Source organism: Paenibacillus sp. NPDC058898 (assembly GCF_049316025.1).
In the GTDB taxonomy this organism is placed as follows: domain Bacteria; phylum Bacillota; class Bacilli; order Paenibacillales; family Paenibacillaceae; genus Paenibacillus_AQ.
Map to the genome: position 1 here is coordinate 242612 of NZ_JBMOSM010000004.1, position 25558 is coordinate 268169.

The following is a 25558-nucleotide window of genomic DNA, read 5'->3' on the forward strand; positions in this document are numbered from 1 at the left end:
TTGTCGCAATGGCCTCCAAAGAACCATCGACGGACAAGTCCATATGGGGTAAAAACAGCGGATGGAAATATAGCGTGGCAACACGCTATATTCTGTTTTTGCTGCTTGCATTACTCTTTTATATCAGTCTAGCATCCAAGCTTTTGCCGGAGCGGTATGACATACAGGTCAATACGAAAAGCGAAAAAAATATCGTGGCGCCCGTGCAAATTGAGGATAGCAAGGCAACGCTGAAGGCACAGGAGGCGGCGGCGGAGAACGTTCAGCCGATTTACCCTCTCGTTCCTCTGCGGAATGACGTTCTGGTTACGCAAATCCTTGATCGCATTGAACGTGTGAATCAGGACGTGGATATAAGCTCTGCGGAAAAGGTGGAAGTTTATCGCAGAGAAATTCCGAGGATGGCCCGAGAATTCGTGCAAAACTTCGTGTCGGCCAACAGCACGAATGAAGCTTATTCCAAAGAGCTGCTTCAGGAAATGCAGCGGGTTATCGAAGAACAAACCTATCGGATCCCTGAGGAAACGTTCATTAAGATACCGAGGTTGAATTCGGAAGATATTATTCAGATGAAGCCTGTAGCTCGCGAGATTGTATCCAGGCTGATGCTGAACGAAATCGTGGATGCCGATACGGCTCGTACCCGCGTGGCGGAGAGAGTGAACACAAGCTCGTTGAATGATCGGACCGCCAGGGAAGTCGTTCAGGAATTGGCGAGTTTAACGATTACGGCCAACAAGTTCTATGATGAGGTTGCCACGAAGAATGCGAAGGTTGAGGCCAGAGAGAATACCCCGCCCGTATTTATCAAACAAGGGGATATCCTCGTAGCGAAGGGCCAGATGATCACACCGGAGCTTTACGAGCTGCTTGGTAAAAATGGCCTGCTGAAGGACGATATCAATTACTGGCCGGAGCTGGGCGTTCTGCTTCTGTCCGTCTTGCTGTCTCTTGGCATACTCAATTTCATTCGGCAGTCGGAACCCGGTAAATTCAAATATAACAACTCGCAGCTGCTAATGCTGGTCCTGGTGTATGTGATCACGCTGATCCCCATGCATTTGACCGCATTTCTGCAAAGCGATTCCCAGATGTATGTGGGATATCTTGCACCTGTCGCGATTGGCGCGATTCTGATTACCCTGCTGTTGGAAACCTCGCTGGCCTATTTCAGCGTTATCATTTTCAGCATCATGGCAAGTGTTATATTGAACGTCCAAGGCGAATTGTTTGACTTCAAGTTCGGGTTATTCGCAGCCGTGACTTCTTGCGTGGCGATCTTCTCGATTCACCGCGCGAGCCAGCGGTCGACGATGCTGAAGGGCGGTATTATGGCTTCTCTCTTCGGCTCATTGATCGTGTTTATCATGCTGCTGCTCAATAACGATACATGGACTACGAGCGAAACGCTGTATTCGATCGGTTTTGCCATCGCGGGCGGCTTGTTAACGGCCATCCTGGTTATCGGGTTAATGCCGTTCTTCGAAGTAACCTTCGGTATTCTGTCGGCGCTGAAGCTGGTGGAATTATCGAACCCGAACCATCCGCTGCTCCGCAAACTGTTGACGGAGACGCCGGGCACTTATCATCACAGTGTCATGGTCGGAAATTTGTCCGAAGCTGCGGCGGAAGCGATTGGCGCCAACGGACTGCTGTGCCGCGTCGGTTCCTATTATCATGATATCGGAAAAACGAAGCGTCCGATCTATTTCATCGAGAACCAGAACAATATGGAGAACCCGCATGATTCCATTGAACCGAAGTTGAGCAAATCCATTATCGTTGCTCACGCAAGGGATGGCGTAGAAATGCTCAAGGAGTACAAGCTGCCTAAACCGATACGGGATATCGCAGAGCAGCACCATGGCACAACGTTTTTACACTATTTTTATCATAAAGCGGTTCGTCAGGCTGAAGAGCAGGGCATCGAACCGGATTTCACCGAAGATGATTTCCGTTATCCAGGACCGAAGGCTCAATCCAAGGAGTCTGCGATTGTCGGCATAGCCGACAGCGTGGAAGCGGCTGTCCGTTCATTGCGTAAACCGACGGTGGAACAGGTTGAATCGATGATCGAGAAGATTATCAAAGGTCGTCTGGATGACCATCAGTTTAATGATTGTGATTTAACGATGAAGGAACTGGATATTATCGCCAAGACATTAAAGGAAACGGTGATGGGGATTTTCCATTCCCGGATCGAATATCCGGAAGATGTGAAGCGTCCCAAGCCGTCCGCACCAAATGGCGATATCTCGACTGCTTCCGAGACATCCGCAACGAGTGAGGAACAGAGAAGGAGCGTATAAGAATGAGCCTGCAGCTGGCATGGAATAATGAACAAGAGGATTTTCAGATTAGCGAGGAATTGATCGCCCTGCTTGAAGTGATTCTTCAGAAGGCCGGAGAGGCTGAAGGCGTAACGGATGGAGAGGTGGATCTGACCTTTGTCGATGATGAGCAGATCCATGAATTGAATCGGGAGTATCGTGGAATCGATCGTCCGACCGACGTTCTCTCCTTTGCAATGAATGAGATTACGAACGATGAGCTCGAGATCATTTATGAGATCGAAGAGGGAGAAGATCTGGAGAGCGTGCCGGATGTTCTGGGTGATATCATTATCTCGGTCCCTCGGGCGAAGCTGCAAAGCGAAGAATATGGTCATTCCTTGGAACGGGAGCTTGGTTTTCTGTTCGTTCATGGATTTCTGCATTTGCTCGGATATGATCATCAGGATGAGGCGAGCGAAGCGGAAATGATGGGCAAGCAGGAGGCTGTACTTGCAGAAGTAGGATTGACAAGATAGTGAAGCCGCACAGACAATCGTTATACAGGGCATTTGGGTGCGCGATACGCGGCATCTTGACGGCTGTACAAACGGAACGCAATATGAAAATCCACATTGCTGCTGCCTTGATTGTATTCATCGCAGCAGCTTTGCTGCAATTGGATCGAATGAGCTGGTTGTTTTTGTTATTGGCGATTGCCCTCGTATTTATCGCGGAGCTGGTGAATACTGCAGTAGAGGCCATTATCGATCTGATCTCGCCAGAAGAACATATTTTAGCTCGGGTGGCTAAGGATACAGCAGCCGGTGCAGCGTTAGTTGCAGCGGTGTTTGCCGTCGTAATCGGCATTCTGGTCTTCTATGAACCGCTATGGGAATGGATACAATCAATGACAAGTTGAACAATAGGAGGAACTGGATATGGATGCAGGATTATTAATGCAGGAAGCGATTAAAGCACGTACGCGGGCGTACATACCCTATTCGGCATTTGGGGTGGGGGCAGCCCTGCTTGATTCGCACGGAGAGGTACATCTTGGCTGTAATGTAGAGAATGCCGCATATGGCCCTACCAATTGCGCTGAGCGTACAGCATTGTTCCGTGCGATTGCCGATGGTCATGAAGCAGGAAGCTTCCAGGCCATTGCCATCGTTGCCGATACGGAAGGCCCGTGCACGCCTTGCGGGGTATGCCGGCAAGTGCTGGTGGAGCTGTGCAAGCCGGATATGAAGGTGATCATGGGAAATATGAAGGGTGACATCAAGGAGACGACCGTCAGTGAACTGCTGCCGGGAGCGTTTGGTCCTTGGGATTTAAACAAGCAGTAAGTTTGCAAATGAACAGGAACATATCAAGGTTTACCCCAACATGTAGATACAGGAACAGTAGCGGAGGAATGGTATGCAAAAAAAACAATTTAAGTCCGGGTTTGTGGCTATAATCGGAAGACCAAACGTAGGGAAATCAACGCTGATGAACCAGGTGATCGGTCAGAAGATTGCCATCATGTCGGACAAACCGCAAACAACACGGAATAAAATTCATGGCGTTTATACGACCAACGATTCCCAAGTGGTGTTTCTGGATACGCCGGGCATTCATAAACGTCAATCCAAGCTCGGGGATTACATGAATCAGACCGCTTTGAGCACGCTGGGCGAAGTTGAAGCCGCCTTGTTTCTGGTAGACGCTTCCGAGGGAATCGGCGGGGGAGACCGTTATATCGCCGAGCAGCTGCAGAAGATCAAGACTCCGATCATCCTGGTCATGAACAAAATCGACAAGATTGAGCCGCCCGCTCTGTTGCCTCTGATTGAGCAATATCGGAAGCTGCATGATTTTGCTGAGATCGTCCCGATTTCCGCGAAGCTCGGCAATAATGTCGACACGCTACTTGAACAGATACAGAAGTATTTGCCTTCTGGCCCGCAGTATTATCCTGAAGACCAGGTGACGGATCATCCGGAGCAGTTCGTGTGCGCAGAGCTGATTCGCGAGAAAATTTTGCATATGACAAGAGAGGAAATTCCTCATTCCATTGCGGTTACCATCGAGGATATGCGGGTGGAGGAGAACGGAACCGTATATATTTCAGCCGTGATTTTTGTAGAACGTGACTCCCAAAAGGGCATCATTATCGGCAAGCAGGGTGCTCTGTTAAAAGAAGTTGGCAGACAAGCTCGTCAGGATATTCAAAGGCTGCTCGGGTCCAAGATTTTCTTGGAACTCTGGGTGAAGGTTAAAAAAGATTGGCGCAACCAAGAACGCGTTCTTCGCGATCTCGGATTTCACCGCGGGGAATAAAGCCGTAGTGCAAATCGGAGCCAAATCATACACGGCGCCGCCTGCCAACAATTGCATTTCATAAATCTGCTCTAGGCGCACATCCTAATTTTCGTAGATGCGAAACGTCATTTCCGAAGAGAGGATGAATACGAATGCGAGATTTTTCGTGGAAGTATTTTGCGATGACTGGAGATGTCGATGCGTATTTGCTGTATAAGCAAACCGAGGGTGAGTCGGTTCTTACAGCTGCATCCGTTGAAGATGAGGCGGCCCCGCATGAAGAAGACGAGTAATTATTGGTTGTTCCAGGAATGGTTGGGGGAAAGCGCATGCTATATCGGGCGGAAGGGATTGTCATCCGCAGCATGGACTACGGTGAAGGGAACAAAATCATTACACTTTGCACCAAAGAATCGGGCAAGGTAGGCGTGCTGGTCAGAGGAGCAAAAAAGGTGAAAAGCCGACATGCTGCTCTGACACAGCTATTTACCTATGGAGAGTATGTTTTCTTCCGAAATGGTACGGGGCTCGGCAACTTGAATGCCGGTGAGATCATGGAGTCTCATCACGGGCTCAGGGAGGATCTTGTGAAAGCCGCCTATGCTTCTTATGCTTGCGAGCTCTTGGATCGGGTGCTGCAGGATGAGGAGACGGGCGCTTTTTGGTTTCATCAGCTCAAAGCTTGTATGGAGGCTCTTCAGGAGGATAAGGATCCTCAAATTATCATCAATCTGTACGAGATGAAAATTCTGCAGGCCGCAGGGTACGGGCCGGAGCTGGATGTGTGCATCTCGTGCAATCAGCCGAGAAAAGACGAGGATTTGCTGGTGAGCCCCCGTCTTGGCGGCGTCCTGTGCCGTTACTGCAAACATCTGGATCCGCCGGCGATGGCGATCTCGCCCAGAACGTTGAAGCTGCTCCGCCTGTTTGGACGGCTGGATTTAAGACGGCTCGGCAATGTGGATGTAAAGGACGAAACGAAGGCCGAGCTCAAAAAAATCATGCGGGCCTTGATGGATATGCAGCTTGGGCTGCGTCTGAAATCGCAAAACTTTTTGGATCAAATGGACAAGTACAATATTTGACGTAAGATATAGAATGAGGTATTATATTTATCAGTTTATTAGTTTTTTGAATACTGACATGCATTGAACGGGAAAGTAGTGAATGATCGATCCGAGAAATAGCGAGCCGGGGGCGGTGGAAGCCTGGTGGGAGATATTCATGAACAGGGCACCCGGGAGCATGATGAAACGATAAAGTGGGTTTTGTTGATCGCTGAAGACCAAGATTCTGTAGGCGACGCAGCAGGGCCAAGTAGGGTGGAACCGCGGGAAGCTACAGCTCTCGTCCCTATGTCTGTACAACAGGCGTAGGGCGAGAGCTTTTTGTTGTACAGAGAATGGATACGTATGACGGAATGAATTAGAAAAAGAATGTAAAGGAGCTAAAATCATGAATTTTCAGCAGATGATTTTGACGCTGCAGCAATTTTGGGCAGAACAGAATTGCATCATCGTGCAGCCGTACGACACGGAAAAGGGTGCCGGTACGATGAACCCGATGACATATTTGCGTTCGATCGGACCCGAGCCTTGGAATGTGGCTTATGTAGAGCCTTCCCGTCGCCCTGCTGACGGCCGCTATGGAGAGAACCCGAACCGTCTGTATCAGCATCACCAATTTCAGGTCATTTTGAAACCTTCGCCGGACAATATTCAAGAGCTGTATTTGGAGAGCTTGAAGCGTCTTGGCATCAACCCGCTTGATCATGACATCCGTTTTGTTGAGGACAATTGGGAAGCGCCGACGCTTGGTGCATGGGGCCTTGGCTGGGAAGTATGGCTGGATGGTATGGAAATTACGCAGTTTACGTACTTCCAGCAGGTTGGCGGCATTGACGCTAGCCCAGTCGCTGTAGAGATTACCTATGGTATGGAGCGTCTTGCCTCCTACATCCAGGATAAAGAGAACGTGTTTGATCTGGAATGGGTAGACGGCATCACCTATGGAGACGTATTCCATCAGCCGGAATTCGAGCATTCGAAGTACACTTTTGAAGTATCCGACGTGAAGATGCTGTTTACGCTGTTTAACATGTATGAAGAAGAAGCGAACAAAGCAATGAACCAAAATTTAGTATTCCCGGCGTACGATTATGTTCTAAAATGCTCCCACACGTTTAACCTGCTGGATGCCAGAGGGGCGATCAGTGTAACGGAGAGAACGGGATACATTATGCGCGTGCGAAACCTGGCTCGTCAGGTTGCAGCCACATATTTGGAGGAGCGCGAGAAGCTGGGCTTCCCGCTGATTAAGAAAGGGGGCGCAGACCATGACTAAGGATTTATTGTTTGAAATCGGTCTGGAAGAAGTCCCGGCGAGATTTCTGCGCGCCGCGATGGAACAGCTTCAAGACAAATTGGTCAAATGGCTGGATGCTTCCAGAATCGGACATGGCGAAGTAACGGCATATGCTACGCCGCGGCGTTTGGCGGTATGGGTACAGAACGTTGCGGACAAACAAGAGGACGTCAGCGAAGAAGTGAAAGGGCCTTCCCGTAAGATCGCATTGGATGATAGCGGACAGTGGAGCAAGGCAGCGCTTGGCTTTGCAAAAAGCCAGGGCGTAGATCCCGCGAGTTTTACGTTTAAGGAGCTCGGCGGGGTAGAGTATATCTATGTGACGAAGAACAGCGTCGGCGTGGATACGAAGTCGATCCTGTCCGAAGGACTTCTTGGCATTTTGACTTCGATGACATTTCCGAAAAATATGCGCTGGGGGGCGCACGAATTTAAATTCGTTCGTCCGATTAAGTGGATGGTCGTTTTGCTCGGCAGTGAGACGATTGATCTGGAAATTACAGGCGTGAAGGCGGGCAACGTGACCCGTGGTCACCGTTTCCTTGGTGGAGAAGCCGTTATTCCTGAGGCATCCGCTTACCGCGATGTATTGCGCGAGCAGCATGTCATCGTAGACGTGAATGAACGCCAAGAGATGATTGTGTCGCAGATTCAGGCATTGGCCAAAGAGAAGGATTGGAATATCGCCATCAAGGATGATTTGCTCGAAGAGGTATTGTTCCTGGTTGAGACTCCAACTGTGCTGTATGGATCATTCGACTCCTCATTTCTCCGTATTCCGCAGGAAGTATTAATTACTTCAATGCGTGAGCATCAGCGGTATTTCCCTGTACTGGATAAGCAGGGACAATTGCTTCCGTTCTTCGTAACCGTGCGCAGCGGAGACAGCCGTTCCCTTGACGTTATCGCAAGAGGGAATGAGAAGGTGCTGCGGGCTCGTTTGTCGGACGCCAAATTCTTCTATGAGGAAGATCAGAAGCTTCAGATCAAAGATGCCTTATCGAAGCTGGAGAGCATCGTTTTCCATGAGGAGCTGGGGACCATCGGTGATAAAGTCCGCAGAATCCGCCGGATTTCCGATCAGTTGTCCTCGAAGCTTAGCATTTCGGCTGACGAAGCCGATTCTGTGAGCCGTGCAGCTGATATTTGCAAATTCGATCTGGTGAGCCAGATGGTTTATGAATTCCCTGAACTGCAGGGGGTTATGGGAGAGGATTATGCAAGAAAAGCCGGTGAGAAGGAGCAGGTCGCCAAAGCGGTGTTTGAGCATTACCAGCCTCGCTTCGCCGGTGACGCAGTGCCTTCTACCTCGGTGGGATCCATCCTAAGTATCGCGGATAAAATCGATACGATTGTGGGATGCTTCTCCATCGGCATCATTCCGACAGGCTCCCAGGATCCTTACGCACTTCGCCGTCAGGCTGCGGGCATCGTTCAGATCATCTTGGAGCACAAATTCCCGGTGACGTTATCGGACGTCTTCGGCGTGGCTCTGGAGGTTCATGAGAACATTCGCGTATTGAAGCGCTCGACGGATGAAATCCGTAAGGACCTTAAAGAGTTCTTCGGGCTTCGCGTGAAGAAGCTGCTGTCCGAAGATCAGCGTTATGATGTGGTGGATGCCGTGATTACCGCTGGATTTGATCATGTGGTGTCGGTTGTATCCCGCGGTCACGCGCTGATGAATGCTGTGGATCATGTCCAGGACTTCAAGGCGACGGTGGAATCCTTCAACAGGGTCAGCAATTTGGCTGCCAAGGCCGGCAAGGCTGCGGTCAATCCTGAACTGTTTACGGAAACGGAAGAAGGCAAGCTTTATGAAGCTTGGAGCGCGATCCGCGAAGATTACCATGCCGCGCTGCAAGCTGCTGACGGTGAACGTTCATTGTCCTTGCTGGGTGGACTCAAAGAACCGATTACCGGGTTCTTCGACTCCGTTATGGTCATGGCTGAGGACGAAGCCGTTCGGGCCAATCGTCTCGCACTGCTCTCCGGTATTGATGGAGATTTGAAGCGTTATGCCGATTTCACAAAATTAGTGTGGTAGTAGTGACAGCATGATTTTACTAATGTTATAATGCATTGTTCAGTGAAAGCGACAGCCCGTGATTATGCACGGGATGGCGCTTTCGCTATGAACGGACGGAATCAAGCAAGTGAGGGTCATTGTTTATTTGATGAGATAAGAAAGTATAAGCTTCAGAGGTTTACCATCCTTATCTCGCAAGAAAAACTTCCGCTATACGCGGTCTGTCTTCTGTGAAAGTACGTCGATAGACGTTTTTCTTATAAGCAGGATTTTAATCGGCCAAAGACGTATATAATAATATACAGCATAAAGATGAATCCCAAGATTAACGATAAAAGCCGGTGATGCAAATGAACGAAAGCAACTCCATTTCGATCGTGGTTGACGGTGATGCATGTCCAGTCAAGAAGGAAATCGCAGAGACTGCTCGTACATTTCGTGTGCCGGTACTGCTTGTTTCTTCCTATGATCATCTGCAGCAGGCAGAAGAAGGGGTTACGACGGTCCAGGTGGATCGGAGTGATCAAAGTGCGGATCTATACATCGCTAACCACATATCCAGGGGGGATATCGTGGTGACCCAGGATTGTGGACTGGCTGCACTTGCGCTTGCCAAATCATGCCATGTGATATCTTTTCGTGGTCGTATTTTCCATAATGCGGATATCGATTTCATGCTGGATTCCCGTCACCATCAGGCGAAGGCGAGGAAGCAAGGAAAGTATGGCAAAGGGCCCAAAAAACTGCTTGACGAAGACCGGAGTTTTTTTCAACATAAACTGACAAAACTTTTGCATGAATTGCAGGAGAATGTCCACCCGTAGCGAATACTATTTACGTGCCAAAAGAGATGAAGGTGGTTTGGATGAGTACCGGACAAGGTAATATTCCGGATGATGTCATTGAGGAAGTACTGGCCAAAAGCGATATTGTGGACACGGTCAGCAAATACGTGCATCTTACCAAACAAGGGAAATACCTGAAGGGCTTGTGCCCATTTCACTCAGAGAAGACTCCTTCCTTTACGGTTACACCGGAACGCCAAATCTTTTACTGCTATGGCTGCGGTAAGGGCGGAAACGCCATTAAATTTAGAATGGAAATCGAAGGATTTTCTTTCCCCGAAGCCGTAAAGACAATGGCAGAAGAGAATGATATCTCGTTGCCGGAAGGTCAAGGAGTTCCCGTAATTCCTCGTAATCCGGAAAAAGAACGTTTGATTGAAGCCTATGAGCTTAGCGCCAAGCTGTACCATTTTCTGTTGAAGAATACGGAGCATGGTACGGAAGCCATGAAGTATTTACGATCCCGTGGAATGAGCGACAAAATGATTGACCAGTTCCAAATCGGTTATGCGCCAGATCGTTGGGACACGCTCGTTCAGTTCCTGACGAAGCGAGCCTTTGACTTGAAAGAGATGGAAAAGGGCGGTTTATTATCCGCAAGAAATGAACAAGAAGGCTATCTCGACCGTTTTCGCGGACGAATCATGTTTCCCATACATGACCGCAGCGGCAAGGTCATTGCTTTTGCTGGCAGAATACTGGGGGACGGTCAACCGAAGTATCTGAATTCCCCGGAGACACTTCTATTTAATAAGAGCCGCACATTGTACAACCTGCACCAGGCAAAGACATCCATACGCAAATTGCGTCAAATTCTGTTATTCGAAGGTTACGGTGATGTCATTTCGTCATGGGAAGCAGGACTTCACAATGGTGTGGCAACGATGGGGACCTCTCTAACGGAAAACCAAGTAGCAATCATGAAATCGGTGGCTGAAGAAGTTGTTGTTGTCTATGACGGTGATAAAGCCGGTATGGCTGCTGCGTTAAAAGTCATTCCAATGCTGGAAGGCGTTGGTCTCAGAGTACGAATCGCTTTGGTGAACGAAGGAATGGATCCCGATGATTACATCCGCAAATTCGGTGCCGAGCGTTTCAGGCATGTAGTAGAAACAGCTGTTTCAACAACAAAATTTAAACTTATATATCTGAAGAAAAACCATATACTGCTAGAAGAAGATGGTAAGATTGCGTACGCCCAAGAGGCATTGCCCATTATCGCAGTACTGAATTCCTCAACTGAACGAGAAGTTTACTTGAGGGAATTGTCCTCCGAGCTTCATCTTTCCTACGAAAGTCTTAAGCAGGATTGCAATCTGCTACGGCAATCGATGCAAAAAAAGATGGGCGATGGGGATAATAAGGAAAAAAGGTGGAATAATGGTAGGCATAAAAAAGGGCGCCAGCCCGCCCCGGTACTTCTGCCTGCTTACCATGCTGCAGAGCGGCGGCTGCTGTCGCTGATGCTGCAGGATGCGGAAGCCGCGCGATACGTTGGCGATCGCCTGGGAGAAGCGTTTAATATTGAAGATCATGCGGCAATTGCTGCTTATCTATATGCTTTTTACGCACAGGGTAAATCTCCGGATATCAGCCGTTTCATGTCATCGCTCCACGACGATCGTTTGGAAATGACGGTCAGCTCGATCATGATGATGGAAGCACCAGCCGAGTGGAATGTTCAAGTGCTCGATGATTGCATACGTGAGGTGCTGAAATTTCCGCAGCAGAGAGAGATCGACCAGAAAAAAGAAGAGATGATAAAAGCGGAGCGCTCAGGTGATTTTTTGCGAGCCGCACAAATTGCAAGTGAGATTATCGCCCTAGAAAGACAATGAAGCCCCGCACATTGCTGTTTCTAGGGAGGAGGGAGTCGAATGATGGCGAATGATCAGCATACTGAACTAGAAACGGAATTTACGCTGGATCAAGTCAAGGATCAGTTGATTGAACAGGGTAAAAAGAGATCCGTATTGAGCTATAAAGATATTATGGAGAAATTATCGCCATTTGATCAGGACACGGAGCAGATGGAAGAGTTCTATGAGCAGCTGGCCGACCTGGGTATCGATGTAGTAAATGAGAATGATGAAGAGGGTACTCACCGGCAATCGGGAGATTCTGAATCCCATGATAATGAGGATTTTGGGTTTGACGACGATCTTTCACTGCCTCCGGGGATTAAGATTAACGATCCGGTGCGGATGTACCTGAAGGAAATTGGACGGGTTCCGCTGTTGTCAGCTGATGATGAGATTGAACTTGCCAACCGGATTGAACAGGGGGATGAGGAAGCCAAGCGCCGTCTGGCCGAAGCCAATCTGCGTCTTGTTGTAAGTATCGCGAAGCGTTATGTCGGACGAGGAATGCTGTTCCTGGATTTGATTCAGGAGGGCAACATGGGTTTGATCAAAGCCGTGGAGAAGTTCGATTACAAAAAGGGTTTCAAATTCAGTACGTATGCAACCTGGTGGATTCGCCAAGCGATCACCCGTGCTATTGCTGACCAGGCCCGTACCATCCGAATTCCTGTGCATATGGTGGAGACCATCAACAAACTGATTCGTGTATCCAGACAGCTTCTGCAGGAGCTCGGACGCGAGCCTTCGCCGGAGGAAATTGCTGCAGAGATGGAACTCAGTGTTGAGAAAGTTCGGGAGATTATGAAGATTGCCCAGGAGCCGGTCTCGCTGGAAACGCCAATCGGTGAAGAAGACGATTCCCATCTTGGCGATTTCATCGAGGATCAGGAAGCGCTCGCTCCTGCGGATGCGGCTGCTTACGAGCTTCTAAAGGAACAGCTCGAAGATGTGCTGGATACGCTGACAGAGCGCGAGGAGAATGTCCTTCGTCTTCGTTTCGGACTCGATGATGGGCGCACGAGAACACTGGAAGAGGTCGGTAAAGTGTTCGGTGTTACACGCGAACGGATTCGGCAGATCGAAGCGAAAGCGCTCCGTAAGCTTCGTCACCCAAGCCGCAGCAAGCGGTTAAAGGATTTTCTCGAATAGTTTAATCCACGGACCTTCTGCAGTAACGGCAGCAGGTCCTTTTTTTCGAATTCATGCATCGCATGTATAAGTTTCTTGGTTATGGAATTTCTTCCTGCATTTGTTTTATTGGTCTTTATTTTAGCTCTTTTTCAGACCCATTGCAAATGACCTGGCACAACTTATTTTCACCGGCTTTGCCGGTTTGCAGTTTGGTATCGTCTCTGTTAGGGTAAGGAATAGATCGTGATTTGGACGAAAATATGGAATGGTAAGGTGTGTCAACCGTGAAATTATCAAGAAGATTAACGCAAATACTGGAGAAGATTCCACGCGGCAGCCGACTTGCAGATATCGGTTCCGATCATGCCCTGCTGCCTGTGGCTGCCGTAGAGAGCGGAGCTGCAATTCAAGCGATCGCCGGTGAAGTTAATCCCGGCCCTTATGATGCTGCTGTCAAGCAGGTCATCGAATCAGGGATGACGGATGTCATCAGCGTGCGAAGAGGAGACGGTTTGAACGTACTCTCAGCCGGTGAGGCCGACGTCATTACGATTGCCGGTATGGGCGGTAGCTTAATTGCAGCGATTTTGGACCGCGGCATCAATAAGCTGGAAGGCGTCCGCAGGCTGGTCCTGCAGCCAAATGTAGGAGAAGATATCTTGCGCAAATGGCTGTACTCCCATGGCTGGGTGCTGATCGAGGAATTGATCCTAGAGGAAGACGGCAAAATTTACGAAGTGCTGATCGCCGAGCCTTCGCATACAACAGACATGACGAATGAGCAGGTTTACACGGAAAGAACGTTTGGAGACGGAGTCCGGCTATCCACGGACTGGCTTTTCCGTATGGGACCTTGGCTGACGAAGTCCCCGAGTCCGGTGTTCTACGATAAATGGAAGTCGGAGATGGAGAAGCTAGGGTATATTCTTCAATCGCTTTCCCGTTCAGATCTCACCACGGCAGCCGATAAGGCGAGTGAGATACGATCAGATATCGAGTTTATTCAGGAGGTGCTGGCATGCTTGCCAAAGGACAAACGGTAATTCAATACATGGAGCAATTGGCCCCGAAGCACGTGGCCGAACCCGATGACCGAATCGGACTCCAGCTTGGAACATTGCAAAAGGACATTCGCACGGTGCTGATTGCACTGGATGTCAATGATGAAGTGGTGAATGAAGCCATCGAGCTTGGAGCTGACCTGATTATCGCGCATCATGCAATTATATACCGTCCGCTGAAACAATTGCAGACGGATACGCCAATGGGCAAGGTATACGAGAAGCTGATCAAACACGACATTGCGGTATATATAAGTCATACCAATCTGGACGTAACCGAAGGCGGGATGAACGATTGGATGGCGGAAGCCTTGGGAATTGAGAATACGTCGCCTATTCATGATATGCATAATGAACAGTTGTCCAAGCTGGTGGTATTTGTGCCGAAGAGCCATCATCAAGAGGTGCTGGATGCTGTGCTAGGCGCTGGTGCAGGCTGGATCGGAAATTACAGCCACTGCAGCTTCAACATCGAGGGCTTTGGCACCTATGTTCCGCGAGAAGGCAGTAATCCTTTTCTAGGTAAGGAAGGCAAGATGGAACGTGCAAATGAGGTTCGGATCGAGACGATTGTTCCTCATGCCATCCGGAATAAAGTGATCCAGGCCATGCTGAAGGCGCATCCTTATGAAGAGGTTGCCTATGATCTGTATGCGATGGATCTTAAGGGTAGATCCCTTGGTCTTGGCCGGGTCGGTAAGCTAAAGGAGCCTAAGACGTTGGCTGAGCTGGTAGACGTGGTAAAAGAGAAACTGGAGGTTCCTCATGTTCGTGTCGTAGGTGACCTCGACCGAACCATCCGCAAGGCGGCCGTCATAGGGGGCTCCGGAGGACGCTACATGATGAAAGCACTGTTCCGAGGAGCTGATGTGCTGGTCACGGGAGATGTGGATTATCATACAGCACAGGATGCCCTTGCAGCGGGACTTACGATCATTGATCCGGGTCATAATGCCGAGAAGATCATGAAGGTCAAAGTGGCCGAGTGGATGGAGCAGAAACTGCAGGAGCATAAGTACGAAACCCGGGTTGTCGCTTCCCGCATCAATACAGAGCCGTTCCAGTTCGTTTAAAGAACAGCATTGTAAGGCATGGAAAAGGGTTCTCTTTTTAACACGTGACCATGAACATTACGTCGTCCAAGCTGGGAAATTAATCAGTTGCTGTTAATGTTTAATGGGTTGTGTACCGCTTCAAATCACTGTATAATATATAATGTTGTCCGGAAAGTTTGACAGACAATCGCTGGCGGCGTCAAAGCCGCGAGAGGAAAGTCCGGGCTCCATAGGGCAGGGTGCTGGATAACGTCCAGTCAGCGCGAGTTGAAGGATAGTGCCACAGAAATGGACCGCCGATGGCCGCCTTAGGGTGGCACAGGCAAGGATGGAACCGAGGTGTAAGAGACCCCGAGGAACGCTGGTGACTTCGTTCCTGGTAAACCCCACCTGGAGCAAGACCTAATGGGACGCAGTCTCCTTCGAGGAGACAGCCTTAGCCCGAGGCGCGTCCGGGTTGGTCGCTTGAGTCGATTAGTAATGATCGGCCTAGATAGATGATTGTCGCTCATGGTGGCAGGGTAGTTCCCGCTATGACCACGAAGAGCACAGAACCCGGCTTACGGAAAGCTTTCCCAACTGAACAACATATTGCTTTATGGATATTGCAATGATACAAACGCGCATTTTCTTTACATTCCTCATCAGGTGTGTAAAGGAAATGCGCGTTTTTTCAAGATATCAGAAAGTATAAACTTCGAAGCTTGGGTCTTCCTGATATCGCAAGAAAAACTTCCTCTAACCGCGGTCTGTCTTCTGAGAAAGTACGTCGATAGACGTTTTTCTTTTAGATATTAGAAAGTATAAACTTCGAAGCTTGGGTCTTCCTGATATCGCAAGAAAACTTCCTCCAACCGCGGTCTGTCTTCTGAGAAAGTACGTCGATAGACGTTTTTCTTATGGTTTTGTGAAAATATTGGGAGTTCATCCGCCCTTTAAGGATAATCGTCCATACCAAATAGCCCTTTGGGTAATAAGCTATAATCATCAACGGAAAGGAGATGCAAAAAACATGTCTTGTTATAACGAAAATCCATGTCCTCCTGTGTCACCGATAGTGTGCGAACCGATCGTTGTTGTTAGAGACCACTATGTACCGCAAATTGTACCCGTTATTCATCCGATTAAAGTGGTGGATAAGATTCACTGTGTACCTGTAGAAAAACATCTATATACGTACAGCGAAGAAGAAGTCGTATCCGAGAAGGCAGGCTATGGCGGAGTTACCGTATCTGGCAAGCGTTCGAAGAAAGCTGCAGCACGTGCTAGCCGTTCCCGCCTCAAGAAATAAATGTAACGGCGCTTTGCCTCTGAGTATGAATAAAGCAGCTAACGCTAGCGAGGCGGAAGCTGCTTTATTTCGATTATTTTATTCCTTTGAGCTGTTTAATTTGCGAAGCTCCCGCTCCAGATTCCGAAGCGTTTGACCTGGCCACATTTGGAGTGGGACTTCGGGCACGCCAACAGATTTCAAGGATTGGAAAATATCAATCTGACCATGACCGTAATATTTATCTTTTCCTTTATCGCCAAGATCGACCGCTTGGTTTATCATGGCGTCCATGACTTCCTGATTGGTCAGGTCAGGGTTAAGGGAACGAATGAGACCGGCCATGGCAGCTGCGTGGGGGCTAGCCATGGAGGTTCCGGATAGAGCCGCGTATTGATTCCCTGGAAAGGTGCTTGCAATATTGGTCCCTGGAGCAGCCACGTCGATATAATCGCCGTAGTTGGAATATTCCGCCCGCTTCTGATTGGAATCCGTTGCGGCGACGGCCAGCACTTCCGGATAGGCGGCAGGATAACCAGGGCGCTCCGTGTTATCATTGCCTGAGGCGGCAACAAGGACAACGTCACGGTCATAAGCATATTTCACGGCATCATGCAGGAACTGGGAGTCCGCATAGTTGCCTAGACTCATATTGATCACCTTGGCTCCGTGATCTGTCGCCCAAATAATCCCTTCTGCGACGGCATAGGTTGTTCCGGATCCGGATCCGTCAAGCGCTTTGACCGGCATGATTTTGTTGTACCAGCTTACCCCGGCAACACCTTCACCGTTATTGACCAGGGCGCCGATGATCCCGGCCACATGCGTTCCATGACCAACATCATCCAAGGGCTGCTTGTCCTTATCTACGATGTTGTACCCTTCCACCAACTGCCCATTCAAATCGGAATGCTGAAGATCCACTCCCGTATCAACGACTGCAATGATCACGTCTTCACTGCCCCTGGACAAATCCCAGCCCCGGTTCGTCTCAATGACGGGTAAATTCCACTGATATTCAGAAAACAGTAAATCATTCGGGATATTGACCTGCGCGTTCGCTCCATCCGGTAAGGAATCCGAGCTTACCCTGGATTGATGGATGCGATCATTGGTTAAATAGATGTAGTGAGGCTCGGTATATTTGGGTTTCCACTTCTGCTCGAAATAGGAGCGGAGTTTAAGGTAGTCCATATCCTTGGAACGGAAAACATAAGCATAGCCAAGTTTCCTCGGAGTTTCACACGATATTTCCTTAGAGATATCGTGGAGCTGCTGCTGTGACGGCTCATTTTGAAAGGACACCACAATTTCATTTTCGTAAAAGTGACTGGCCTTTTCATTATCATGTCCGGTTTTGACGGTGATGTCGGAGAGGGTATCCGCATGAATGGATTCGACCTTGAATTTTCCTTCCTTTGGGTACGGAATTAATCGCAGATTCCGCTTCTGGTGATTGCTTACTTCATGTAGTATGCCTTGATTAACCAAAGCAGCGGCGCCATATTTGCCATCCTTGGACGGCTCGGCAACAACAAAATAAGGCTGTCCCGCGACATTGAACTTGGGTGAATCATAAGTTTCTCCCCGTTTAAGCTTCTGCTGCGCGATTTGGAAATGATCGGTAATCAGTTTTTTATCTTTTTTGCTCATTTTGGGAAGCAGACCCTGTATATCTGTCATTGTGTTTTGCTTAAGGTTATACCACCGTACTTGCTGAAAATGCTTGTGAAACTTTTGTTCTTTTTGCGTATAGGCTTTTATTTGACCTGGGCTGCGCAAAGCGTTATTGTTCAGCATCCTGCGCAGATGACCTTTTGCATCAATACGGTTTAGTTGATCCGTTGCCTGGATATCGCTTTGCATAGTAAAGTGCTTAGCCTTGTTCTCCTCTTGGGGCCTTAAAGGCTGTGCCGGTTCAGCTGTTGGAGCAGGCTGTTTCGAACCGGGGATGAACAGTAAGATCAGAAGCGCGCCAAGAACTGACGCTGCACCTAGGATGCTCCACAGGGTACGAGATTTCACAAGTTTTCCTCCTCGCCGCATTTCATGATTTAAGTAGTCTTAGCGTGGGAAGAGTGAATCCTTTTTATGCGTTCCATTTCGTGATAAAACGGATGTGAGTTCGCAAAATGAAATGTACTAAAAATAACCGTGTAAGTGTATTCATGATAGGGATTTCGTTATCCCAAAATTTGTGTTAGGATAGTACATATTATAATGACCGCCAGGTTATATGACCTGTAGGGTCACGACCATTTAAGGGGGATCTATCGTAATGCCAGCAGACAATCTTCAGAAATTATGCTCAGAGTCCAGAGAAAAGTTGAAATCTGCTATTTCGATTATGGAAACGTTTTTGAACGAACATGCTTTATCCCAATTGGTAACGGAACAGGACGAGGAAACCGTTCATTTTTACAAAGGATTTCTGTCGGATGTTCGCCATTTGCTTGTGTTTTCTGAAGTTTCCTATGAGAAGCTAGGTGTTGTACAGCGTCGCCCTAATTTTGATATCGATTTTGCCGAGAAGGCTTTGTATAATTTGTATCACCGCTGTGTTAACAGTTTCTTCTATCCCAAAAATGAAAGCTATTCCGAAGATGGTCGTTACGCCTATACCGGACAGGATGCGATCCGTTTCCGGAAGAAGCCGGTTCGTCCTGCCCGTGATGTCATTATGAACATTACCAAGATTTATGAAGAGCTACGTGATGATCTTGCTTATTACGAAAGCGATTATTTGACGGAGCGCCGTATGCAATCAGAGAAAAGTCACGCTTAACATATTAAGGAATACTCATGAGATGCCAACCATTGGCATCTCTTTTTGCGTTTTGCTGCTTAGGCACCAACTGACAATCGTTCTTGTGCATACCGGCAGTAAACTAAGGAAAAAATGTTGACGAGGTGATGCTAAAATGGCCAACGAAGCCAAACCATTAGTGAAGTGCAGTGTCAGCAATTGCCATTACTGGGGAGAACAAAACTTATGTCATGCCGAGATGATTATGATTGAAATTGACCGTCATGCGAATGTGAAACTCAATGAAGAGTATGGAGCAGAGCCTTACGTAGACGACCATCAGGATGTTGCTGACAAGTCTTCCGAGACCTGCTGTTTGACCTTTAAGCCGAAGGGCTAACAGGAAAAAAGCCGGATAAAGTCCGGGTGCTGGGCACTTTAGGATGATGGAAATGGAGGAAGCACGTTTATGGATAAAAAACATCGCAAGCACAAAATGAAGGTTGTTGAAGGCAAGCGAAACAGGGTAGACTTCCCGCGCAAAGATCATCGTGAAGAATATGCAACTGAGGTTGCTCCCCCTATGGATGCCTCAACACGAAGAGCAGACGATGATAAGGCAGACGTTTCTACCGGACGTACTGTCGGATATGTGGGCTTGGTATTGGGCATCGCCTCCTTGTTCATGTGGTCGGTTATCCTGGGGCCCATCGCAGCGGTTGTTGGATATTACGCGTACAGCAAAGGCAGCAGAACGACAGGCGCGTGGTCGATCGGACTCGGCATATTGGCAACCCTCAGTTATTTTATCTTGATTCCTTTCAGTAGGTAATTCATTTTGTAATGAGGTGAATATGGGCGGGTCAACCAGTGAGTGGTTGATTCGCTTATTTTTTTGCCGAATAGGTCTAGCAGATTGTTCCAGTTCCATGATAAAATAAAGGACAAGTTTGAAATTTTGCTGCAGAAAGTGAGTTAAACGATGCAAATAGACCCGATATCATGGAAGCAAATGACGGATATACCACAGATGAATACGAATTCCACCGAGTCGGCAACCGGATTTGTCAATGTGCTAAGCAGCTTGCTTGCCGAAGATTCCACCTCCAAGCCGATTGAACGTTCCATGACACAGCTTGCGCCGGGAGTAACCTTTAAGGATGGACTGTTGTGGCAGCAGCTAGGAGCTGTAGATGAATCCGCCTCGTCTATACCAATGGAGGGGGTCGTGCATGACACGGGGGCAACAAAGCCAACAACCTTTGAGGATTTAATTACAGCGGCAGGGGAACGGTATGGAGTGCCGGTATCGCTGATTAAAGCGGTCATTGATGCGGAATCCTCCTTTAATCCGAATGCGGTGTCCTCTGCGGGAGCCAAGGGCCTGATGCAGCTGATGGACGGCACAGCAAGGGGACTTGGGGTAAGCAACCCATTTGATCCGGCTCAGAACATCGAAGGTGGTACTAAATATCTGTCCAATCTGATTCAGCGGTTTGGCGGAGAAAAGGCTATGGTACTTGCAGCGTATAATGCAGGTCCAACCCGTATCGCCAATATGGGTGTATCCAGTGATGAAGAGCTGATGTCTGTTGCTCATGAATTACCTGAGGAAACACAGGCATACATTAGTAAAGTCATGAACGCTCAATCAAAATACACTTTATAAACCCGCTTGGGGATAAATAGTAACCTGATAGAGGATCAAACGATAAGCGCCACTTTGTCCGATCTAAGATGGAGTGCGGCTTTACCGTTTGGTCTTTTTGTGTAAATATAAAGGTCTGGAATAATAAGTTCTACAACGTGCAATGCGTATGATGGAAAGGGGAATTTACCTTGATATATTGGGATCACGCCGCAACGACCCCTCCCTATGATGAAGTAGTGGACACGATGGCTGAAATCATGAAAATGCATTATGCTAATCCGTCAGCGCTCCATCGTTCAGGCGAGGCTGCCGCTAAACTGCTGAAGAAGGCAAGAGAGGTGTGTGCAGCCGCGCTGGACGTTCAGCCTACGGAGATCGTATTCACATCCGGGGCAACCGAAGGCAATAACATGGCGATTAAAGGGGCTGCGATGCAGTACAGCAGCCGGGGCCGGCATATCATCACGACCGGAACCGAGCATCCTTCCGTATTTGAATGCTGCAAACAGCTGGAAACGCTGGGATGGGAAGTGACCTATCTCCCGGTGGATGCCGCCGGCGTGGTGGATCTGGCTGCTTTGACGGAAGCTGTGCGCAAAGATACGGTGCTCGTCAGCATCATGCATGTCAATAATGAGACGGGGGCCGTCCAGCCGCTGGCTGAAGTGGGGCGTATCGTCAAGGAACGAAATTCACGAACGCTGCTGCATATCGATGGCGTACAGGGATTTGGCAAGCTGCCGGTTACTCTTTCCCAGTGGCAGGCCGACTTATACAGCCTGTCTGCACATAAATTCAATGGCCCGAGAGGAATGGGCGTGCTGTACATTAAGCAAGGCGTGCAGTTGTTCCCGTTGGTATCGGGCGGATCACAAGAGAATGGGCACCGGGCAGGAACGGAGAATGTTGCTGGAGCCGTAGCGATGTCGAAGGCCATGCGGTTATCCAGAGAACGCCAGCCCGAGTTTTATGCAAGGATGACGGAATTAAGGGAGCTTCTGCTCCAGGGCATCGACAAAATTCCGGGATTGGTGTTAAACAGCAGTGAGCAGAGTGCGCCACATATCCTTCATTTTTCGTATCCGGGATTAAAACCCGAGGTGATGGTCCATGCTCTGGAAGAGATGGGCATGCTCGTATCAACCAAATCCGCTTGCTCCTCTAAATTAAGCGAACCCAGCCGGGTCCTGTTAGCGATGGGGAAGGACATGGACGTTGCTTCCTCCGGAATTCGTATCAGTCTTGGCAAAGAGCATCAGCTGGGCGATGCAGCGCGACTAGTCGAAGTCTTGGCAAAAGTTTGTGGGAACCTGCGTCCCATTATAGAAAGAGAGGGTAACCGAAGATGACTTACGATAAACTGCTGCTTCGCTTTGGCGAATTTACCCTAAAAGGCAAAAACCGCAACCGATTCGAGAGATCGGTATTAAATCATATTCGAAGCGTGCTCAAACCGTTTCCGGGAGCAAAAATCGTAAAGGAATACGGCCGCTTGTACGTCGAGCTTAACGGGGAGTCACCCGAGGCTCTGATCCAAGTTCTAAAAAAAGTATTTGGTCTTGTTTCCATCAGTCCGGTTCGCGTATGTCCTTCCAAGCTTGACCGCATTATCGAAACAGCGATTGATTTTGTGGGACAGAAGGAACTGGCTGACCCGTCAACCTTCAAAGTCAATGCCAGAAGGGTGTGGAAACAATTCCCCCACTCCTCGCAAGAGATGAACCATTTCGTCGGATCGCCTTTGCTGCGAACATATCCCCAGCTTAAAGTAAAGGTAAAGCAGCCCGATATGGAGCTTCGCGTGGAAATTCGGGAGAACGAGACGTATTTGTATTATGAAGTAATCCCAGGCGCCGGCGGGTACCCGATTGGTACGAATGGGAAGGCCATGCTGCTCCTCTCGGGGGGGATTGATAGCCCTGTAGCGGGCTGGTCGGCCATGCGCAGAGGCCTTGAAATTGAATGTGTACACTTCTACAGCTTCCCTTACACGAGCCAACTGGCGAAGGAAAAGGTAATGGAGCTAACCAGGCTGTTATCGGGCTTCACCGGCAAAATCAAGCTCCACCTGGTTCCGTTTACCGATGTACAGACTTCATTTGTCGGTATCGGCCAGGATAATCTGATCATTACGTTTATGCGCAGAGCGATGTTACGAATTGCTTCCTCGCTTGCGGAGCGGGAAGGGGCATTGGCTATCGTGACGGGAGACAGTCTCGGACAAGTTGCCAGTCAGACGCTGCCGAGTATGAATGTGATCGGCAGAGCCACCGAGCTGCCGCTGCTGCGACCGCTCGTCATGATGGATAAGAACGACATCATCAATATCGCGATGGACATCGGCACATTCGAGACATCGATTTTGCCGTATGAGGATTGCTGTACGTTGTTTGTGCCTAAATCGCCCACCACCAATCCGAATTTGAAGATCATCGAGAAGGTGGAGGCTTCCATTACCGAGCTACCTGCACGGATCCAGGCAGCGATTGAAGGTACGGAGACTGTGATCATAACCCCGGATAGCAAAATCGGCGAGCTAGGCGAGAAGCATGCGGGGGCCTTGGTAAACGAAGACTGGTTCTAATCGAGGTTCAAGCGAAGGTCAACATAAACAACACCCCAAAGCTTCTTGGAAGCCTTGGGGTGTTGTTTTTATCGCGCCTATGGAGTTTCAATTATGACTGGATAGATGACTTGTGGCGCCCGGCAGATCTCTTTCTCAGATGTCCTGCAGTCAGGACACCGATAATGATGGCAGCTATGAAGAGATATTTTATAAGCTGATGCGCTTCGAAATATCCCAGAAAATGCTTCTCTTCGGTAATCATGGAGGACGCCGTGTATGCAAGCACCGCAGAGCCTACATAGATAATCCATGGGAAACGGTTGATCAGTTTGATAAACAATGTGCTGCCCCATACCACGATGGGTACACTGATGAGCAGGCCTAGCGTTACAAGGATCACATTGTGTTTGGCTGCGCCTGCAACGGCAATGACATTGTCAAGACCCATAGCAGCGTCGGCTACAATGATGGTACGAATGGCAGCACCAAGGCTTTTACCGGCTTTTATATTGTCGTGGTTATTATTGTCGTCGGTCATCAGCTTGTAGGCAATGCCAATCAGGAGTACACCTCCGACAAGCAGCAACCAAGGGATGTTAAGCAGCCAGACAACGAGGATGGTGGCAATGATACGAAGAATAACAGCTCCGGCAGTGCCGTAGATAATTGCTTTTTTCTGGGTTTCCTTCGGAAGATTACGTGCTGCAAGACCGATCACAATGGCATTGTCCCCGGCCAAGATCAGATCCAAAAAGACAATGTTGATTAGTGCAAGAAAAAATTCAGCGGCTGTAGTTTCCATGAATGTCACTCCTCTTAGAATACGGTTCCACCATTAAACAAAGTGGATTAATTATAGGCCTATTTTTCCCGTTGTGCAAGCATAGCCTGGACCATTACCACATATGTGTAGAGTGGGGGTGTTGTTCTAGTGGAGACGATTTTTTTATTGGGACAGATATTGATGATCAACCTTGTACTCAGTGGCGACAATGCCCTGGTTATCGCGATGGCCAGCAAAGACCTTCCCGAAATACATCGCAGACGGGCGGTCTGGATCGGGACTGCAGGGGCTGTTCTCTTACGGTGTATTCTGACTTTTTTGGCGGTGTTGCTGCTGAAAATCCCATTTTTGCAGGCTGGCGGCGCATTACTGTTGATCTGGATCGCAGTCAAACTCATGATGCAAAAGGAACATGACCGTGCAAGCTTGGCTAAAGCTTCAACGATATGGGCCGCTGTCAATACAATTTTGGTTGCCGATTTCGTGATGAGCCTGGATAATGTCTTGGCCATTGCGGGGCTTGCAAAAGGCGATCTTTCCTTGATTGTCATCGGAATATTATTAAGCATTCCCATCGTTGTATGGGGAAGCGGGATGATCTCAAACCTGCTTCACAAGTTTCCCGTGCTGCTTTACATAGGTGCCGGCATTCTAGCTTTTACAGCAGGCGAAATGCTCATACAGGATGCTCGCGTAGGGCTGATTCTGGCTTACTGGATGCCTTATGCCCACAATCTGCTGCCCATTGTTATTGGAGGTGCTGTCGTACTCATTGGCGGATTACAGACAGTAAGACGGCCAGGTATGTAACGGGATTTTACTTCAACAGCCTATTCGCGTAAACGGGAGTGTTCAATCCAAAAATGGACGACTGTCTTGTACAGTTGTCCATTTTTTGTTAGCTTCATGCAGGTATATGAGGCGGGCCTAGGTTATTTCAAGTGGAACAAGCTCGGGATATGGTTTTTTTTGTCGGTTTGGGCTAAAATTAACGTAACTGCTTCTTTTAGAAACCGCTATTTTTGGTGATACATATATTGAAGAGAGGGTGATCAAATGTCCTCCAGAAAAGATTTGGCGTTGGGTATATTCATCGTTGTTGCTGGAGTCGTTATTTTGCTCGGTAAGCTTGGTGTGTTTGGATTTCTGGGAAGAACGTTATGGCCGCTCGTCCTGCTGCTGCCGGGTATTTTTTTGCATATCATGTTTTTTGGTCGCCGTGCCTCTGCCGCAATTCTTATTCCAGGCGGTATTCTGACGGTATATGGCCTTCTGTTCTTCATATGTAATATCGGGGGATGGGGACTGATGGCTTCATTATGGCCTGTGTTAATTCTCGGTGTGGCTGTCGGCTTGTATGAATATTATCTGTACGAGAGCCCGCGACCTGGCGCAGCGCTGCCGGTTGCGCTTGGACTGACGGTGCTTTCCGTTTTGATTTTCATCTTCACCTGGCTTGAGACAGGGGCGTTCTACATTATTGCCCTGATCTTAATCGCAGCGGGCATTTGGATGATCTTTGGCCGCAATCGTTCCGGGCGCAATAATAAATGGAGCAGAGGTTGGTAATTAGTAAGAGGTAAAAGTTGCTGGAAGTTTTCTGAAAAGACTTGATTT

At 48.6% G+C, this 25558-nt stretch carries 25 protein-coding genes and 1 other RNA gene; 24 read left to right on the forward strand and 2 right to left on the reverse strand.

All coding sequences use genetic code 11. The features are described 5' to 3' along the window. Nucleotides 1–8: 8 nt before the first annotated feature. From ACOZB4_RS13040 to ACOZB4_RS13115, 16 genes are all read left to right on the forward strand, one after another. Entirely contained in the window at nucleotides 9–2309 is a 2301-nt protein-coding gene (locus ACOZB4_RS13040) for an HD family phosphohydrolase (protein WP_076320590.1), read from the forward strand. Between the two features lie 2 nt (nucleotides 2310–2311). Then, complete coding sequence (gene ybeY / locus ACOZB4_RS13045; protein WP_076320591.1) at nucleotides 2312–2809, forward strand: rRNA maturation RNase YbeY; 498 nt, start codon at nucleotides 2312–2314, stop codon at nucleotides 2807–2809. After that, nucleotides 2809–3192: a diacylglycerol kinase family protein gene (locus tag ACOZB4_RS13050; protein WP_379406569.1), complete on the forward strand. Its 384-nt coding sequence runs from the start codon at nucleotides 2809–2811 to the stop codon at nucleotides 3190–3192. The genes ybeY and ACOZB4_RS13050 overlap by 1 nt, the downstream gene beginning before the upstream one ends. A 19-nt stretch (nucleotides 3193–3211) precedes the next feature. After that, on the forward strand, nucleotides 3212–3619 hold the full coding sequence (gene cdd, locus ACOZB4_RS13055) for a cytidine deaminase (protein ID WP_076320593.1): 408 nt from the start codon (nucleotides 3212–3214) through the stop codon (nucleotides 3617–3619). 73 nt (nucleotides 3620–3692) lie between these two features. Beyond that, nucleotides 3693–4595 (forward strand): GTPase Era, encoded by a 903-nt coding sequence (gene era / locus ACOZB4_RS13060; RefSeq protein WP_339271920.1) that lies wholly within the window; start codon nucleotides 3693–3695, stop codon nucleotides 4593–4595. A 134-nt stretch (nucleotides 4596–4729) separates the two neighbouring features. Next, entirely contained in the window at nucleotides 4730–4870 is a 141-nt protein-coding gene (locus ACOZB4_RS13065) for a YqzL family protein (RefSeq protein WP_076320595.1), read from the forward strand. A 36-nt stretch (nucleotides 4871–4906) separates the two neighbouring features. After that, nucleotides 4907–5662: a DNA repair protein RecO gene (recO, locus tag ACOZB4_RS13070; protein ID WP_379406568.1), complete on the forward strand. Its 756-nt coding sequence runs from the start codon at nucleotides 4907–4909 to the stop codon at nucleotides 5660–5662. Nucleotides 5663–6032: 370 nt separating this feature from the next. Next, the gene (gene glyQ, locus ACOZB4_RS13075; RefSeq protein WP_379406567.1) at nucleotides 6033–6920 is read left to right on the forward strand and encodes a glycine--tRNA ligase subunit alpha; all 888 of its coding nucleotides are present in this window, start codon (nucleotides 6033–6035) and stop codon (nucleotides 6918–6920) included. Next, nucleotides 6913–8988, forward strand: a complete 2076-nt coding sequence (glyS, locus tag ACOZB4_RS13080) for a glycine--tRNA ligase subunit beta (RefSeq protein WP_379406566.1) — start codon at nucleotides 6913–6915, stop codon at nucleotides 8986–8988. The genes glyQ and glyS overlap by 8 nt, the downstream gene beginning before the upstream one ends. Before the next feature lie 326 nt (nucleotides 8989–9314). Beyond that, nucleotides 9315–9794, forward strand: coding sequence for a YaiI/YqxD family protein (locus ACOZB4_RS13085; RefSeq protein WP_379406565.1), 480 nt, complete (start codon nucleotides 9315–9317; stop codon nucleotides 9792–9794). Nucleotides 9795–9835: 41 nt separating this feature from the next. After that, a complete protein-coding gene (gene dnaG / locus ACOZB4_RS13090) occupies nucleotides 9836–11653 on the forward strand; it encodes a DNA primase (RefSeq protein WP_379406564.1) in 1818 nt (605 codons plus the stop codon). A gap of 42 nt (nucleotides 11654–11695) precedes the next feature. Next, a complete protein-coding gene (gene rpoD / locus ACOZB4_RS13095) occupies nucleotides 11696–12826 on the forward strand; it encodes an RNA polymerase sigma factor RpoD (RefSeq protein ID WP_076321292.1) in 1131 nt (376 codons plus the stop codon). Nucleotides 12827–13092: 266 nt separating this feature from the next. Beyond that, nucleotides 13093–13851: a tRNA (adenine(22)-N(1))-methyltransferase gene (locus ACOZB4_RS13100; RefSeq protein WP_379406563.1), complete on the forward strand. Its 759-nt coding sequence runs from the start codon at nucleotides 13093–13095 to the stop codon at nucleotides 13849–13851. Then, entirely contained in the window at nucleotides 13827–14942 is a 1116-nt protein-coding gene (locus tag ACOZB4_RS13105) for a Nif3-like dinuclear metal center hexameric protein (RefSeq protein WP_379406562.1), read from the forward strand. Before ACOZB4_RS13100 ends, ACOZB4_RS13105 begins: the two co-directional genes overlap by 25 nt. 153 nt (nucleotides 14943–15095) lie before the next feature. After that, nucleotides 15096–15502: RNase P RNA component class A (gene rnpB / locus ACOZB4_RS13110), an RNA gene on the forward strand. A gap of 467 nt (nucleotides 15503–15969) precedes the next feature. Beyond that, nucleotides 15970–16215 (forward strand): hypothetical protein, encoded by a 246-nt coding sequence (locus ACOZB4_RS13115; protein ID WP_422759545.1) that lies wholly within the window; start codon nucleotides 15970–15972, stop codon nucleotides 16213–16215. Nucleotides 16216–16293: 78 nt separating this feature from the next. Here ACOZB4_RS13115 and ACOZB4_RS13120 read toward each other — a convergent pair whose 3' ends face one another. Beyond that, the gene (locus tag ACOZB4_RS13120) at nucleotides 16294–18219 is read right to left on the reverse strand and encodes a S8 family peptidase (RefSeq protein ID WP_339292842.1); all 1926 of its coding nucleotides are present in this window, start codon (nucleotides 18217–18219) and stop codon (nucleotides 16294–16296) included. Between the two features lie 253 nt (nucleotides 18220–18472). On the opposite strand from ACOZB4_RS13120, the gene ACOZB4_RS13125 reads away from it, so the two are divergent. From ACOZB4_RS13125 to thiI, 6 genes are all read left to right on the forward strand, one after another. Beyond that, nucleotides 18473–18979 carry a YpuI family protein gene (locus tag ACOZB4_RS13125; RefSeq protein WP_006209041.1) on the forward strand — a complete coding sequence of 169 codons (507 nt, stop codon included), beginning with the start codon at nucleotides 18473–18475 and terminating at the stop codon, nucleotides 18977–18979. Between the two features lie 136 nt (nucleotides 18980–19115). Further along, complete coding sequence (locus ACOZB4_RS13130; protein ID WP_006209042.1) at nucleotides 19116–19340, forward strand: DUF1540 domain-containing protein; 225 nt, start codon at nucleotides 19116–19118, stop codon at nucleotides 19338–19340. Nucleotides 19341–19409: 69 nt separating this feature from the next. Next, a complete protein-coding gene (locus tag ACOZB4_RS13135; RefSeq protein WP_379406560.1) occupies nucleotides 19410–19772 on the forward strand; it encodes a hypothetical protein in 363 nt (120 codons plus the stop codon). Between the two features lie 150 nt (nucleotides 19773–19922). Continuing rightward, complete coding sequence (locus ACOZB4_RS13140; RefSeq protein ID WP_379406559.1) at nucleotides 19923–20609, forward strand: lytic transglycosylase domain-containing protein; 687 nt, start codon at nucleotides 19923–19925, stop codon at nucleotides 20607–20609. A gap of 170 nt (nucleotides 20610–20779) precedes the next feature. Further along, entirely contained in the window at nucleotides 20780–21940 is a 1161-nt protein-coding gene (locus ACOZB4_RS13145; protein ID WP_379406558.1) for a cysteine desulfurase family protein, read from the forward strand. Further along, a complete protein-coding gene (gene thiI / locus ACOZB4_RS13150; RefSeq protein WP_379406557.1) occupies nucleotides 21937–23175 on the forward strand; it encodes a tRNA uracil 4-sulfurtransferase ThiI in 1239 nt (412 codons plus the stop codon). Before ACOZB4_RS13145 ends, thiI begins: the two co-directional genes overlap by 4 nt. Nucleotides 23176–23266: 91 nt before the next feature. Here thiI and ACOZB4_RS13155 read toward each other — a convergent pair whose 3' ends face one another. Beyond that, a complete protein-coding gene (locus ACOZB4_RS13155; RefSeq protein WP_379406556.1) occupies nucleotides 23267–23959 on the reverse strand; it encodes a TerC family protein in 693 nt (230 codons plus the stop codon). A 129-nt stretch (nucleotides 23960–24088) separates the two neighbouring features. On the opposite strand from ACOZB4_RS13155, the gene ACOZB4_RS13160 reads away from it, so the two are divergent. Further along, entirely contained in the window at nucleotides 24089–24751 is a 663-nt protein-coding gene (locus tag ACOZB4_RS13160; RefSeq protein ID WP_379406555.1) for a TerC family protein, read from the forward strand. Between the two features lie 246 nt (nucleotides 24752–24997). Next, entirely contained in the window at nucleotides 24998–25510 is a 513-nt protein-coding gene (locus tag ACOZB4_RS13165; RefSeq protein WP_076320610.1) for a hypothetical protein, read from the forward strand. Nucleotides 25511–25558: the final 48 nt, after the last annotated feature.